Genomic DNA, 14,488 nt, shown 5'->3' with positions numbered 1-14,488 from the left:
TGCCGGTTTTCACTGATCCGCCAAGCCATCAAGACATGAAAATTTCGGCCATCATCATCGGCGACGAACTGTTGTCCGGCAAGAGACAGGACAAACATCTTGCGGCACTTGTCCGCATTCTGGCTGCCCGCGGCCAGCGGCTGGCTGGCGTGGAATATCTGGGGGACGACCCGGAACGCCTGACGGCGACCTTTCGCCGGGCACTGGCCAGCGGTGAAGTGGTGTTCAGCTTTGGCGGCATCGGCGCCACCCCGGACGACTACACCCGCCAGTGCGTGGCCGAAGCGGCCGGCGTGCCGCTGGCCATTCATCCCGAGGGACAGGCCATTGTCGAAGGGCGCTTCGGGGCCGAGGCCTATCCGCACCGCATCAACATGGTCAACCTGCCGGCCGGCAGCCGGCTGGTGCCCAACCCGGTCAACCAGATGCCGGGTTTCAGCTTTGGCCACCTGCACTGCGTGCCGGGTTTTCCGAGCATGGCCTGGCCAATGGTCGAGTGGGTGCTCGATACCCTGTACCCGGAACTGGTGGTCCGCGAGCCGGATACCGAGGAAGGATTCATCGCCCTCAAGGCACGCGAAGGCGACCTGATCGACCTGATGCAGGCCACGGTGGCACGCTATCCGGCCCTGCGTTTTTCCAGCCTGCCGAGCTTTGGCAGTGACGCCCTGCCGATGATGCATATCGAATTCGGCCTTAGCGGAGCACCGGCACTGGTCCGCATCGCGATTGCCGAACTGCGTCGTGCCGTCAGTGATCTGGGCTACGAAACCATCGACAAACCGGCTCCGGCGGAAGAAAACTGACATGGCAGCAGACAAAAAAACCAGAAAATCCGCCAGGACCGGCAGCGCTGCCAGCCTGCGGGCCAGCAGCGAAGCACGCTGGCTGGCAGCCGAGCGCGACACCCACCACATGCTGGCCATGCTGGATGCGTGGGAGGAAAGTGGCGGCATGGGTGAGCGCGCCTGGCAATACGCCCAGATGGCGCGGGTGTATTTCAAGAAGCTGCGCAACGGGCGCGTGCTGTCGAGTGCCGATTTTGACATCACCGTGCTGCTGGCGACTGCCGTGCAGCGAGCCTTGCAGGCCGAACCTGCCGTACTGGAAAAATCCGCCGACCTGCAATCGGCCGCCACGGCCTGCGAGCGCATCCAGTCGGCCAACACAGCGTTGCGCCAGCCGCGCTGAACGCGGCTCCGGTTGTCTGGGGGCGTTCAGGGGCAATCCGCGCTGATGCCAGCTGAAACCCTGTGCAATGCAAAAGCCATGGTTGACCGCTGGTGCGAGGCTGCATCGCCGGCGGGCTGAACATTCTTTGACTTGTCGTCCGGCAAGGGACAGGACAAGCGGCTTGGCCGGCATCACCTGATGCGGCGTGGTTTGCCGCCTGTTTTTCCGGACTGGCCTGATGTCGGCGGGAGAGCCGCTGCGGTGAGGAATGGCATTGTGTCAACAGGCCACAAGGCTGGCGTGGCAGCCTGTACGGCCAGAGTCCCGGAGCGTGCAAGCACCCGCGCACAGTCTCTTGTCTCGTCAATGTATCTCATGCTGCCCTAGCCATTTCCGTGGCCGGGGGCGGGTCTGGCATGTGTGGCTGCGGCGTGTGGTGGTGTGCGGCACCGGGTAGTTTCGGCTGGCTGATACAGCCGGGTGATGTTCCGGCTGTCGTTCCCGGATTGTGGTGATGCAGTGGCGACCGGCAACCGGTGCGGGGCACTGGCCGCCAGGCGACTGGCCCGGAGGCTCTGCATGGCAGGGTGATGCGAAACCGCACTGCGTCCGGACGTGCCGGTGCTTGTTCCCTGCAAATCCACGGGTGCGTGTCCGGTTTCTGAAGCGCCCGGTCCGGCTGCGCATACGCTGCCGGCCTGCACGCCTCTCCTGTCTTGCCCATGAAAAACGCCGCATCCCGTTACCGGGAGGCGGCGTCGTGCTGCCGTGTGTCATGCGGCGTGAGACTTTCACCGTCCGTGTGCGGTGTGCCCGGCATCTTCCGTCCGGGCCAGGCTCAGTGGGCGAGGGTCAGCAGCTCGGCGGCGTGCTGGCGGGTCGTGTCGGTGATCTGCTCGCCACCCAGCATGCGGGCGACTTCTTCCACCCGTTCGGCCTCGCTCAGCGGCTGGATGCTGCTGACCGTGCGACCGCCTTCCAGCCGCTTGGCCACCTGCCAGTGGCTGTTGCCGCAGGCGGCCACCTGCGGCAGGTGGGTGATGCACAGTACCTGATAGCGTTCGCCCAGCCGGCGCAGCAGCCGGCCGACCACCTCGGCCACCCGGCCGCCGATACCGACATCCACTTCGTCGAAAATCAGTGTCGGTACCCGTGCCACTTCGCTGGCCACCACCTGGAACGCCAGGCTGATGCGCGACAGTTCACCGCCGGAAGCCACCTTGGACAGGGGGCGCAGGGTGGTGCCGGCGTTGGCCGCTACCAGGTATTCGACCGATTCCATGCCGCTGGCTGCCGGTGCCGCCAGCGGGGCCAGTTCGATGGCAAAGCGCGCGCCCTGCATGGCCAGATTCTGCATTTCGTCGCTGATGCGGCCGGAAAGCTCGATGGCAGCGTGCTGGCGCGCCAGCGACAGCTGCTCGGCCACTTCGCAGTAGGCCCGCTCGGCCCGGGTTTCGGCCTCGATCAGGGCGTCGATGTCGGTGGACTCGGACAGGCGGGCGAGTTCGGCCTGCCAGCCGGCCAGTTTTTCCGGCAGTTCTTCCGGGCGGACCCGGAACTTGCGTGCCATCGAATACAGGGTATCGATGCGGTTTTCCACCCGGTACAGCTCGGCCGGGTCCTGCTCGATGTCGCCGCCGTAGTCGCGCAGGGCGTACACTACTTCGCGCAGTTCGGCTTCGACCGAATCCAGCAGGCCCACGGTGTCTTTCAGCTGCGGGTCGACGTCAGCGAGTTTGCCCAGCCGGCTTTGCACCTGTGCCAGCTGCGACAGGATGGCGCCATCGGCTTCGTTGATCAGTTCGACGGCACTGTGGGCGGCTTCCATCAGTTCCTGCGCGTGCGCCAGCCGGCTGTGCTGGGCGGTGAGCTGCTCCCATTCGTCCGGAGCCAGTTGCAGTTCGGCCAGCTCGCTGATCTGCCACACCAGCCGTTCGCGCTCGCGCTCGAATTCGGCGGCGTGCCGCTCGGCTTCCTGGCGCTGGTGCTTGACGGTCTGCCAGGTGTCAAAGCAGCTGCGGACTTCGGTGGCGAGTCCGACGGCGCCGGCGTAGGCGTCCAGCAGCCGGCGCTGGGTGTCGGGCTTGTTGAGCGACTGGTGGGCATGCTGGCCATGGATGTCGACCAGTGCTTCGCCGATGTCCTTGAGTTGCGCCAGCGTGGCGCTGCGGCCGTTGAGCCAACAGCGCGAGCGCCCGGAAGCGTCGATCACGCGCCGGATCAGCAGTTCGGTGTCACCGGCTTCAACGAGGGCGTCGTCGGCCAGCTGGCGGGCCAGTTCGGGCAGGGCTTGCAGGTCGAACGTGGCCGCCAGTTCGGCGCGTTCTTCGCCGTGTCGGACCAGCGAGCCGTCGCCGCGGCCGCCGAGCAGCAGCCCGAGTGCGTCGAGGATGATGGATTTGCCGGCCCCGGTTTCGCCGGTGAGGACGGTGAAGCCGGAGCAAAAATCGAGTTCGAGCGTGTCGACGATGACAAAGTGGCGGATCGAGAGCGAGAGCAGCATGGAGGGCAGTCGGGCAGGGTTCGGTCGGCAGTCGGTTACAGCAGGCGTTCGCCCCAGTGGAGCTTCTGGCGCAGCATGTCGAAATAGCTGTAGCCCAGCGGGTGCAGGATTTTCAGCGAGTTGCGGTAGCGGCGCACGAGGACGCGGTCGAGTTCCATCAGGTCGCAGTGCGCCTGGCCGTCAAAATGCACCCGGGCGTCGATGCCGCGGGTGAGCATGAATTCGACTTCGCTGGAATCGTTGATGGCGATCGGGCGGTTGTTGAGCGACTGCGGGCAGATCGGCACAAGGCTGATGGCCGGCACGGTGGGGTGCAGGATCGGTCCGCCGCTGGCGAGCGAGTAGGCCGTGGAGCCGGTGGGGGTGCTGATGATCAGGCCGTCCGAGCGCTGGCTGTAGACAAACTGGTTGTCGACAAACACCTCGAATTCGATCATCTGGCCCATGGCACCGCGGTTGATCACGATGTCGTTGAAGGCGAGGTGATGGGCGATTTCGACGCCGTCGCGCACCACGGTTGATTGCAGCAGCATGCGCTCTTCGGGCAGGAACTCGCCCGACAGGATGGCGCTGACCGAATCGAGCATCTGGTGCAGCGGGATGTCGGTCATGAAGCCCAGCCGCCCCTGGTTGATGCCGATCAGCGGCACGCGGTAGGGGGCGAGCAGGCGGGCCACCGACAGCATGGTGCCGTCGCCGCCAAGGACGATGGCCACGTCGACGATCTTGCCGAAGTCGCTGCGGTCGATCAGCGTCAGCCCCTGTGCCTGTGAGCGGGTGACGCTGTCGCGGTCGATAAAGACGTGCAGTCCCTGCGACTCGAGGTGGTGCGAGAGCAGCAGCAGCGACTCGACCACTTCGGGTTTGGACTGCCGCGCCACCAGGCCGATTTTCTTGAATAACCAGTTCATGGAGCCAATTTAATCACCGGGGCGCGGTACATGCAAAACGGGCTGCATTACGCCGGCTGCGACTGGGCGGCTTCGTAGCGGCGGGTAAAGTCTTGCAGCTCGGCCATCAGTGCGTCCAGCCGACGGGTTGATCCGGCAATCGAGCCTGTCTCGTCCGACAACGTCTGTGTCGCGCGGCCGATGGCCGTGACGTTGCCGGCAAAGGTCTTGAAGCCCTGCGACTGGGTTGATCCGGCGCTGGAAACGGCTTCAAGCACATTGGCCAGCTCGTGGGCATTGGAGATGATGCCGGACAGGCTTTCCTGGGCGGCGCGTGCGTTGCCGGCGCCGCTCTGCATGCGGCTGCTGCCGTCGCGGATGGCGATCAGGGCTTCCTGGGTACCGTCAACAATCAGGCCGATCTTGGCTTCGATGTCCTTGGTGGCCGATTGCGTGCGCTCGGCAAGCTTGCGGACTTCGTCGGCCACCACGGCAAAGCCGCGGCCCATTTCACCGGCGCGGGCTGCTTCGATGGCGGCATTCAGCGCCAGCAGGTTGGTCTGGTTGGCAATCTCGCCGATCAGCTGGGCGATGCCGTTGACTTCGTTGGAGCGGCGCTCGAGCGATTCGATGGCAGCGGCCGAGCGGCTCATGGCCTGGCCGGCTTCGTCCAGCCGGCGCACCGCCTCGTCCATCACCTGGCCACCGGCGCTGGCGTGCTGGCGGGCGTTGCCGGCGACTTCGGCGGCATGCACGGTCTGGTCGGCGTTGTGGCTGGTCAGGTCGCTCATCTGCTGTACGGTGACAACCATCTCCTGGGTGCGGGCGCTCTGCTTTTGCATGGTGTCGACCATCAGGTGGGCCGAATCGGCGATGTCCTTGCTTTCCTGGCTGGCAGCCCGCACCGAACGGGCGATCTGGTCCAGCATGGCAGCGATGGCGTGGCGCGAGCTTTCGGCCTGTTCGCGTGCGGTTTCGAGGCTGTTGAAGCCTTTGGCCTTGGCGGAGTCAAAGGCCAGTGCCAGCGCCAGGACCACCAGGGTCAGGCCGACCAGCGACTTGAGCTGCATGAACGGGAATTCGGTGGCGGGAATCGGGATGTCGGGCAGGGCACCGGGGTCGTTGTGCAGCAGCATGAACAGCACCAGTGCCAGCAGGGTGAGTACGGCCCAGACATAACCGGCCCGTCGTCCGGCAATGAATATGGCGGCAAACGGTACGGTGGCAAACCAGACGATGCTGGTGCCCATCAGCCCGCCGTTTACCCAGGCCATCCAGCACACCATGGTGTACATGGAGGTGATGGCGACATTGGCGGCCAGCTGCATCAGGCCGGTCAGCCGCATCAGCAGGACACTGAGGGCCATGCCGGCTCCGCCGGCCAGGATGCCGAAGCCCATGGCACTGTGGCCGAGCTTGAAATAGGAAACGGAAAAGAGCGGGGTCAGCAGTGCGGCAAGCATTGCCACATTGACGGTGGTGCGTGCCTGGATCAGCTGATCCTGCCGTTGCCTGATCCGTTCGGGAATGAACCAGTCGCTGAATGCCATGTGTTTGTCCTCTCGTTGGTGATGTACCGGAGGCATGTCGGTCACCAGAGCGCGCATGCCTCCGTACCTGGCAGTGGCCGGATCGGGTCCGTACGTTTTTGATGTCATGAGCATCTGCCGGGTGACGTCATTCAAACGGATGTTTGGATAAAGTGCAAGCACATGAAATCCTTTTGTCATGGCATGGGCTTCGGCCGAAATAACTAGGCCGTCTGACGCGCTTGGAGAATGGAAAAATGCCCGATGCAAGAGGATGATCAAAGGCTGTACGGCAATGACTGCATGGGAAGGACGAGGCTATGCTCACCGATCGCTTTGGCCGGACGGTCGACTATCTGCGGGTGTCGGTGACTGACCGCTGCGACCTGCGCTGTACCTATTGCCTGCCCAAGGGATTCAAGGGATTCGAGGAGCCGCGCAACTGGCTCACCTTTGACGAAATCAGCCGGGTAGTGGCGGCCTTTGGCCGCATGGGCACCCGGCGCATCCGCCTGACCGGAGGCGAGCCGCTCCTGCGCCGCGGCATTGCCGGCCTGGCGGCTGATCTGGCCCGGCTGCCCGGCATTGCCGACCTGTCGCTGACGACCAACGCCACCCAGCTGGCCCGGCAGGCTACGGCCCTCCGGCAGGCCGGCGTGCGGCGGCTGAACGTCAGTCTGGATTCGCTGCGGGGAGACTGCCTGCACGACATTACCGGCCGTGACTGTCACGCCGATGTGATGGCCGGGCTGATGGCAGCCAAGGCTGCCGGTTTTGAACAGATCAAGATCAACATGGTGCCGCTGGCCGGCGTCAACGAAGGCGACGTTGGCGACATGGTGCGCTTTTGCATCGGGCACGGTTTCATCCTGCGCCTGATCGAAGCCATGCCGATGGGCGACAGCGGCCGCAGCGTGCGCGGTGCCGAGCTGGCTCCGTTGCTGGAGCAGCTGGCGCACGAATTTGCCCTGCTTCCCCTGTCGGTATCGATGGGCGGCGGGCCGGCCCGCTATTGGCAGAGTGCTGATGCGCGCTTTACCCTGGGGCTGATCACGCCCATGTCGCAGCATTTCTGTGCCAGTTGCAACCGGGTCCGGCTGTCGGTCGACGGCACGCTGTACCTGTGTCTGGGGCAGGAAGCCAGCCTGCCGCTGCGACCGCTGTTGCGCAGCGGCATTGACGACGCAGGGCTGGAGGCCGCCATTCGTGCGGCGATCGAACTGAAGCCGGAGCGGCACGAATTCAAGGAGGCACCACGGCAGGTCGTGCGCCTGATGGCAATGACCGGAGGCTGACAGACGGCCGGGCATGTCCCGGCCGCTGGCATGATTGCCCTGCCTGGAGTCAGGACAGGGTGGAATAGAAGGTGCGGATGCCTGATCCCACGAACTGCACGCCGATGCAGATCAGCAGGAATCCCATCAGCCGGGTCAGTACGTCCAGTGCGCTCGGGCCGATCCTCTCGGCAATCTTGGCCGACAGCTTGAGCGACAGCCAGACCACCAGCATGGTGCCGCCGATGGCGGCCAGCGTGATCAGGATGGCGGCGATTTTCCAGCGCCAGTCGGTGATTTCGGCTATCTCGGTGGAAAAGCCGATGACCACGGCGATGGTGCCTGGTCCGCTGATGCCGGGCATGGCCAGCGGGAAAAACGACACGTCCACGGATTCGCGGTGCGCGTGGCTGGTCGAATCATGAGCCTGATAAAGCATCTTGTAGCCGACACCGGCCACCACCAGCCCGCCGGCCACCCGCAATGCTCCGTACGAAATCCCGAACATCGACAGTACAAGGTTGCCGCCGATCAGCGACACCACCATGATGGCCCCGGCGTAGGCACAGGCGGTAAACGCCACCCGGTTCTTTTGTACCGGCGTCTGTCCGGGCGTGAGTGACAGGAACATCGGAATTTTCGACAGTGGATTGGTGATGACCACAAAGCTCAGCATGGCACCGAGGAAATACTGGGAAAAAAGTGATGCAAGGGTCATTCAGCTGTCCTGACTGGGTGGACGGTCGTCGAAAACGCGGCATGATCGGCTTTCTGCCCGACATTGCACTTCGTCAAAGCGACGCCTTTTGTCAAAATCCGGTTTTGTGCAAAGGAACTTCTCAATGCTGAACATTATTGGCCTCGCGCGCGCGCTTCCCAAGGCGGAATTGCACCTGCACATCGAAGGTACGCTCGAGCCCGGCCTGACCTTTGCGCTGGCCCGCAAGCATGGCGTGACCCTGCCGTATCCCGACGAGGCAGCCCTGGCCGCTGCGTACCGGTTTGACAACCTGCAATCGTTCCTTGACCTGTACTATGCCGGAGCCAGCGTATTGCGGGACGAAGAGGATTTTTACCTGCTGGCGCGGGCGTACCTGCAACACGCACACACAGACAACGTGCGCCATGTGGAAATCTTCTTTGATCCGCAGACCCACACTGCGCGCGGCATCAGCTTTGAAACCATGCTCGGCGGCCTGCGCCGGGCCCTGCTGGAAGCCGAGGCACAGCACGGCATCACTTTCCGCCTGATCATGTGTTTTTTGCGCCACCTGTCCGAAGGCGAGGCCATCGCCACGCTGGAAGCGGCCAAGCCGTTCCTGCATCGCATTGACGGCGTCGGGCTGGATTCCAGTGAAGTGGGGCATCCGCCTTCCAAGTTCGCCCGCGTGTTTTCGTACTGCCGTGAGCTGGGGCTGCCGGTCGTGGCGCATGCCGGTGAAGAAGGCCCGGCGGCCTATGTGCATGAGGCGCTTGACCTGTTGCAGGTGTCGCGCATCGACCATGGCGTACGCTCCACCGATGATCCGGCGCTGGTACAGCGACTGGTTGCCAGCCAGACGCCGCTGACGGTCTGTCCGTTGTCCAACCTGCGGCTCAAGGTAGTGGACGACCTGTCGCAGCACAACCTGCGGCAGATGCTGTCGCTGGGCCTGAATGTCTGCATCAACTCGGATGATCCGGCCTATTTCGGCGGCTACGTCAACGACAATTTCGAGGCCTGCATCAAGGCACTGGACCTGAGCGCCGACGAAGTCCTGCGGCTGGCCAAGAACAGCATCCGCGCCAGCTGGCTCGATGAAGCCCGCAAGCAGGCACTGCTGGACGAAGCCGACCGGGTCTATATCCGCTGGCTGGAAAGCAGCGTGTAAGCAGGACTGAGCTAGCCGGAGAGGCCCGGCTGCATCACAGGCAGGCGGCTGTCCGGGCAAGCCGGAGGGCAGTGTCCTGCCCTGCTTTCAGGGATAAGGACACAGGCCTGCCCGGGTGAAGAAAAACGGCCCGTCCGGAAGGAACGGGCCGTTGGCCTGAGGGTGTCAGGGCGGTCAGTGTCAGTTGCCCAGTCGCAGCGGAACGTACAGGGTGTTGTCCATGCGCTTGACCAGCAAGGCGACATTGCTGCCGGCCGCGTCGATCAGCTTGCGGAACTCTTCGATGTTGCTGACCGGCGACTGGTTGACGCCAAGGATGATGTCGCCGTGCATCAGGCCGGACTTGGCTGCCGGGCCGCCGACCTTGTCGACCAGCAGGCCGCTTTGCACACCTAGCTCCTTGCGCTGGCTGGCCGACAGCTCGCTCAGGGTCAGGCCCAGTTTGTCGAACGTGGTGGACGGTATTTGTGACGGAGCCTTCTGCTGCGGGGCCTCCTCCGTGCCGGGATTGCGCATTTCGGCCAGCGTGGCGTCCAGCGTCACTTCCTTGCCCTTGCGCCAGACGCCCAGCTTGACGGTCGTGCCCGGTTTCATCTGCCCCACCATCATCGGCAGGTCAGTCGAGCTTTGCACCTTGCGGCCGTCCAGGTTCAGGATGATGTCGCCCGGTTGCAGGCCGGCCTTGGCTGCCGGGCTGCCGGGCTCCACCCTGACCACCAGGGCACCGGCGGCCGTGCTCAGGCCGAACGAGCGGGCCAGCTCCTGGCTCAGCTCCTGGATGTGCACGCCCAGCTGGCCCCGGCTGACGCGGCCATTGGCCTTCAGCTGTTCGGCCACGCTCATGGCAATGTCGATCGGTATGGCAAAGCTGATGCCCATGAAGCCGCCGGAACGGCTGTAAATCTGCGAGTTGATGCCGACCACCTGCCCCTTGAGGTTGAACAGCGGTCCGCCCGAGTTGCCCGGGTTGATGGCCACGTCGGTCTGGATGAAGGGTACGAAGGTATCGTCCGGCAGGCTGCGGCCCTTGGCCGACACGATGCCGGCGGTCACGGTATTGTCAAAGCCGAACGGTGCGCCGATGGCGGCCACCCACTCGCCCACTTTCAGGGTGTTGGGGTCGCCGATCTTCACGGTCGGCAGGCTGGCTGCATCGATCTTGAGCAGGGCCACGTCGGTCCGGCGGTCCAGCCCGACCAGCTTGGCGCGGACTTCGCGCTTGTCGGTCAGCTTGACTTGGATCTGCTGGGCGCCCTGTACCACGTGGGCATTGGTCAGTACGAAACCGTCCGGCGACACGATGAAACCCGAGCCGTAGCTGATGGAGTCGCTTTCTTCCGGCTCCTGGTTGCCGCCGCCTGGCGGCATGAAGCGCTTGAAGAATTCGAACAGGGGGTCGTCTTCCGGGATCGGGAAAGGCAGCGGTGACGGATTCCCGGCCGATTCCGGGCGAGTGGCGGCAATGTTGACCACGGCCGGGCCTTCCTGCTCCACCAGCGAGGTGAAGTCGGCCAGCAGCATGCCCGGGGCCGGTGTCTGTTGCACGACGGGCTTGGCCTCGTTGCCACCGCTCCAGCTCTGGTAGAGTTCGCGGGCCTTGTCGCAGCCGGTCAGCATGGTCAGCGGGAGTGTCAGGGTCAGGAGCAGGGCAGCGGGACGTAATACGGCAGGCATGGGTCAACCTCGTGAAAATAAGAGCGCATTCGGGCTGTTGGCCCGCATGGTGTGTCCTAAGCCTAGTGCGATGCGGAAGGACTGGCAATCCACTTGCATGAAGTCATGCACGAAATGGCGGATTTTCACCTTTTTGAATGAAAAACGGCTTAGGCAACGGTTTTGTCCGGCCATTCGCACAGGTCATTGATGACGCACTGCTGGCAGTGCGGCTTGCGGGCAGTACAGGTATAGCGGCCAAACAGGATCAGCCAGTGATGCAGGTCGAGCTTGTATTCTTTTGGCGTGATTTTTTCGAGCTTGAGTTCGACCGCCAGCGGTGTGCTGCCCGGTGCCAGCCGGGTGCGGTTGCAGACACGGAAAATGTGCGTATCCACCGCGATGGTCGGCTGGTTGAAGGCAACATTCAGTACGACATTGGCTGTCTTGCGCCCAACGCCCGGCAAGGCTTCGAGCGCTTCGCGCGTGGATGGCACCTCGCCCGCGTGCCGCTCCAGCAACAGGCGGCAGGTGTCGATGGCGTGCCGCGCCTTGCTGCGAAAGAGGCCGATGGTCTGGATGTAGGGAATCAGGCCGTCCTCGCCCAGCATCAGCAGTGCTTCGGGTGTATTGGCGACCGGAAACAGCCTGGCGGTGGCGGCGTTGACACTCTTGTCGGTCGCCTGGGCCGACAGCATCACGGCGATCAGCAGCTCGAACGGCGTGGAATACACCAGCTCGGTGCGCGGGCTGGGATTGGCTTCGGCCAGCCTTGCGATCAGCTGGCGGCGTTTGTGGTCGTTCATGCCGAAGCGGCTCCGTTGACAGTGGCCGGGCGGGATTGTGCCCGCCGGCGGCTTTCCAGCCAGTTTTTGCCGGCGATCAGGCAGGCCAGCCCCAGAAAGGCACCGGGAGGCAGCAGCGCCAGCAGAAACTGGTAATTCTCCGGTGCCAGATGCAGGGTCAGCGCACCGGCTGCCGGGCCAAAGACCAGATCGATGCCTGAGAACAGCGTGCCCTTGCCGAAGAGTTCGCGCATGGCGCCCAGCAAGCCCAGCACGCCGGTCAGGCCCAGTCCCATCATCAGGCCGTCCCAGGCCGACTCGCGTACCGGGTTTTTCGAGGCAAATGCCTCGGCCCGGGCCAGCACGATGCAGTTGGTCGTGATCAGCGGAATGAAAATGCCCAGCACGTTGTAAAGCCCGTGGACCCAGGCATTCATGGCCAGATCGACCATGGTGACCAGTGCGGCGATGATGGTGATGAAAATCGGATTGCGGATTTCGCTTGGCACCCACTGGCGCACGGCTGCCACCGCCGCGCCGGACAGGGCCGTCACCAGCGCGGTGGCCAGCCCCAGCGACACGCCGTTGACGATGCTGGTGCTGACCGCCAGCACCGGGCACAGCCCCAGCAACTGTACGACGCCGGCGTTCTGCTTCCAGATGCCGTTGAAGGCGATGCTTTTCCAGGGAGAGGATTCAGCGGCCGGCAGATCGGGCGCCGGTTGTCCGTGTTGCATGATGCTTACCTCGTGCTGCCGGCCAGTTCGGCGCGGTAGTCGTGGAAAAAGGCCAGGGTTCTGGCGACTGCCGCCACCACGGCCCGGGGCGTGATGGTGGCGCCGGCCATGTAGTCGAACTGGCCGCCGTCCTTCCTGACTCGCCAGGCATCCGGCCGCTCAAGGCTTTGCCCGTCGAACCCCTTGATCCAGTCGCTCTTGCCGATATCGATGTAGTCGCCCAGTCCGGGGGTTTCCTTGTGGCTGACCACCCGCACGCCGGTCACGCGTCCGTCACGGTCAATGCCGACCAGCAGGCGGATCTTGCCGCCATAACCGTTGGGGGCGGTCGATTCGAATACCCAGCCGACAGCTTTGCCGGCCTGTTTGGCGACAAACACCTGGCTCGGGCCGTCGTTGTCCAGCCGGGCGGCCTGTTCGGCCGACAACAGCAGCGCATCCTGTGCCGGATTGTTGTCGTAGCTGCCAGGAACCAGGGTCTGCGCCACTACGGCGAGCTTGGCGCGCTCTTCGTTGGCGCGCACGGTCTTGTAGGTCAGGGCATACACTCCGGCCATCAGCGCCGTGGCAATGACGGCGAACGCCAGGAGGGTCAGCGCACTGTTGCGGGCTTCGCGCAGGGTATCGTTCACGGGCACCCCCTTGCCGTCTTGTGGCCGAACACCGGCGGCTGGGTGTAGCGGTCGATCAGCGGAACGGCCATGTTCATCATCAGGACCGAAAAGGCCATGGCATCAGGAAAGCTGCCGAAGGTCCGGATTACCCACAGGCACAGCCCGGTGCCGGCTCCGAACACCAGTTTGCCGCGTGGCGTGGTCGAGCCGCTGACCGGATCAGTGGCGATGAACCAGGCGCCCAGCATGGTGGCGCCGGCAAACAGGTGCAGCACCGGGCTGGCATAGCGGGCAGGATCAATCTGGTGAAAAAGGCCGGACAACAGGCCCAGCGTGGCCAGCAATGCCACCGGCGCCTGCCAGCTGATCACCCGGGCGGCCAGCAGGGCCAGTCCGCCGGCCAGCCAGGCCAGCGCCACCCACTCGCTGCCCACGCCGGCCAGCAGGCCGAAAATCGGACTGGTGCCGGAAACCAGCAGGTCATGCCCGGCCGCCAGCTGGGTTTTCAGGAAGTCCAGCGGGGTCGCCTGGGCAATGGCGTCAAAGCTCATCCCGCCGGGCAGCTCGCGGGTCAGGATGTAGCGGAACTGTTCCATCGCCGACAGTGGTCCGTGTGGTGCCGCCCACTGCGACAACTGGGCCGGGAATGACACGATCACCACGGCAAAGCCGACCATGGCCGGGTTGAACACATTGTTGCCCAGTCCGCCGTACAGGTGCTTGGCCACCACAATGGCAAAGAAACTGGCCACGACGACCAGCCACCACGGTGCCAGCGAAGGCAGCGACAGGGCGATCAGCCAGGCGGTTACCAGTGCCGAGCCGTCCAGCAGGAAGGGACGCAAGGCCACCCGGCGCAAGTGCAGGCAGGTTGCTTCAAAAAGATAGCAGGCTGCGGTCGCCAGCCCGATCTGCAACAGGATGCCGGCCCCGTAAAAGTGGACATAGACCGCAAGTCCTGGCAGCAAGGCCCCCAGCACGTAAAGCATGATGCGGCTGACGCTGGCAGGACGGGCAAGAAACGGAGAAAAGCGCATAAGCGTCAGGAGTTTTCGTCAGGTTTGTCGGCTGCTGCCCTGGCAGCCTTGCGGGCAGCGGCCCGTTCCATGGCAGCACGGATGGCGGCCTGCTTGTCTTCGGACAGGGCCGTGGCAGCCGGTGCCACTTCGGCGGGTTTGCTGTCAGGGGGCGCGGTAGCGGGCTGGCTGCCTTCTGCGGCTTTGGCAGCCTTGCGGGCGGCAGCCCGTTCCATGGCGGCACGGATAGCCGCCTGCTTGTCGTCGGACAGGGCCGTGGCAGCCGGTGCCGCTTCGGCGGGTGTGCTGTCAGGGGTCGCGGTAGCGGGCTGGCCGCCTTCTGCGGCTTTGGCAGCCTTGCGGGCGGCGGCCCGTTCCATGGCAGCACGGATGGCGGCCTGCTTGTCGTCGGACAGGGCAGTGGCAGCCGGTGCCGCTTCGGC

13 protein-coding genes and 1 pseudogene are annotated in these 14,488 nt (G+C 64.4%); 4 read left to right on the top strand and 10 right to left on the bottom strand.

The window, feature by feature from the left end; genetic code table 11:
* The first annotated feature begins 35 nt into the window (after positions 1-35).
* Complete coding sequence (locus G542_RS0114795; protein ID WP_012696685.1) at positions 36-806, top strand: competence/damage-inducible protein A; 771 nt, start codon at positions 36-38, stop codon at positions 804-806.
* A gap of 1 nt (position 807) precedes the next feature.
* Positions 808-1,191 (top strand): hypothetical protein, encoded by a 384-nt coding sequence (locus G542_RS0114790; protein ID WP_012696686.1) that lies wholly within the window; start codon positions 808-810, stop codon positions 1,189-1,191.
* Between the two features lie 820 nt (positions 1,192-2,011).
* Here the strand turns inward: G542_RS0114790 and recN are convergent.
* The 3 genes from recN to G542_RS0114775 are packed head-to-tail and all read right to left on the bottom strand — an operon-like array spanning position 2,012 to position 6,116.
* Entirely contained in the window at positions 2,012-3,676 is a 1,665-nt protein-coding gene (gene recN / locus G542_RS0114785; RefSeq protein ID WP_027824510.1) for a DNA repair protein RecN, read from the bottom strand.
* 35 nt (positions 3,677-3,711) lie between these two features.
* Entirely contained in the window at positions 3,712-4,587 is an 876-nt protein-coding gene (locus G542_RS0114780; RefSeq protein ID WP_012696689.1) for an NAD kinase, read from the bottom strand.
* Between the two features lie 47 nt (positions 4,588-4,634).
* Positions 4,635-6,116, bottom strand: coding sequence for a methyl-accepting chemotaxis protein (locus G542_RS0114775; RefSeq protein ID WP_012696690.1), 1,482 nt, complete (start codon positions 6,114-6,116; stop codon positions 4,635-4,637).
* A gap of 299 nt (positions 6,117-6,415) precedes the next feature.
* On the opposite strand from G542_RS0114775, the gene moaA reads away from it, so the two are divergent.
* Positions 6,416-7,390, top strand: a complete 975-nt coding sequence (gene moaA / locus G542_RS0114770; RefSeq protein WP_027824509.1) for a GTP 3',8-cyclase MoaA — start codon at positions 6,416-6,418, stop codon at positions 7,388-7,390.
* A 49-nt stretch (positions 7,391-7,439) separates the two neighbouring features.
* On the opposite strand, the gene G542_RS0114765 is transcribed toward moaA, so the two are convergent.
* On the bottom strand, positions 7,440-8,087 hold the full coding sequence (locus G542_RS0114765) for a MarC family NAAT transporter (RefSeq protein ID WP_027824508.1): 648 nt from the start codon (positions 8,085-8,087) through the stop codon (positions 7,440-7,442).
* Between the two features lie 124 nt (positions 8,088-8,211).
* Here G542_RS0114765 and G542_RS0114760 point away from each other — a divergent pair, with 124 nt between their 5' ends.
* Positions 8,212-9,240 carry an adenosine deaminase gene (locus G542_RS0114760; RefSeq protein WP_081666874.1) on the top strand — a complete coding sequence of 343 codons (1,029 nt, stop codon included), beginning with the start codon at positions 8,212-8,214 and terminating at the stop codon, positions 9,238-9,240.
* A gap of 180 nt (positions 9,241-9,420) precedes the next feature.
* On the opposite strand, the gene G542_RS0114755 is transcribed toward G542_RS0114760, so the two are convergent.
* The 6 genes and pseudogenes from G542_RS0114755 to G542_RS0114730 form a co-directional block, all read right to left on the bottom strand.
* Positions 9,421-10,914 carry a DegQ family serine endoprotease gene (locus tag G542_RS0114755; protein WP_012696694.1) on the bottom strand — a complete coding sequence of 498 codons (1,494 nt, stop codon included), beginning with the start codon at positions 10,912-10,914 and terminating at the stop codon, positions 9,421-9,423.
* Positions 10,915-11,063: 149 nt separating this feature from the next.
* Positions 11,064-11,699, bottom strand: coding sequence for an endonuclease III (nth, locus tag G542_RS0114750; RefSeq protein WP_012696696.1), 636 nt, complete (start codon positions 11,697-11,699; stop codon positions 11,064-11,066).
* Complete coding sequence (locus G542_RS0114745; RefSeq protein WP_012696697.1) at positions 11,696-12,415, bottom strand: electron transport complex subunit E; 720 nt, start codon at positions 12,413-12,415, stop codon at positions 11,696-11,698. The genes nth and G542_RS0114745 overlap by 4 nt, the downstream gene beginning before the upstream one ends.
* A gap of 5 nt (positions 12,416-12,420) precedes the next feature.
* Complete coding sequence (gene rsxG, locus G542_RS0114740; RefSeq protein ID WP_012696698.1) at positions 12,421-13,047, bottom strand: electron transport complex subunit RsxG; 627 nt, start codon at positions 13,045-13,047, stop codon at positions 12,421-12,423.
* Complete coding sequence (locus tag G542_RS0114735) at positions 13,044-14,066, bottom strand: RnfABCDGE type electron transport complex subunit D (RefSeq protein ID WP_027824506.1); 1,023 nt, start codon at positions 14,064-14,066, stop codon at positions 13,044-13,046. Before G542_RS0114735 ends, rsxG begins: the two co-directional genes overlap by 4 nt.
* Before the next feature lie 5 nt (positions 14,067-14,071).
* Positions 14,072-14,488: pseudogene (locus tag G542_RS0114730) on the bottom strand (electron transport complex subunit RsxC); the annotation flags it as partial.

Origin of the sequence: Laribacter hongkongensis DSM 14985, assembly GCF_000423285.1 — a bacterium.
GTDB lineage: Bacteria > Pseudomonadota > Gammaproteobacteria > Burkholderiales > Aquaspirillaceae > Laribacter > Laribacter hongkongensis.
The sequence above is the reverse complement of the archived record's forward strand: the minus strand, read 5'-3'. Positions and strand labels throughout refer to the sequence as shown.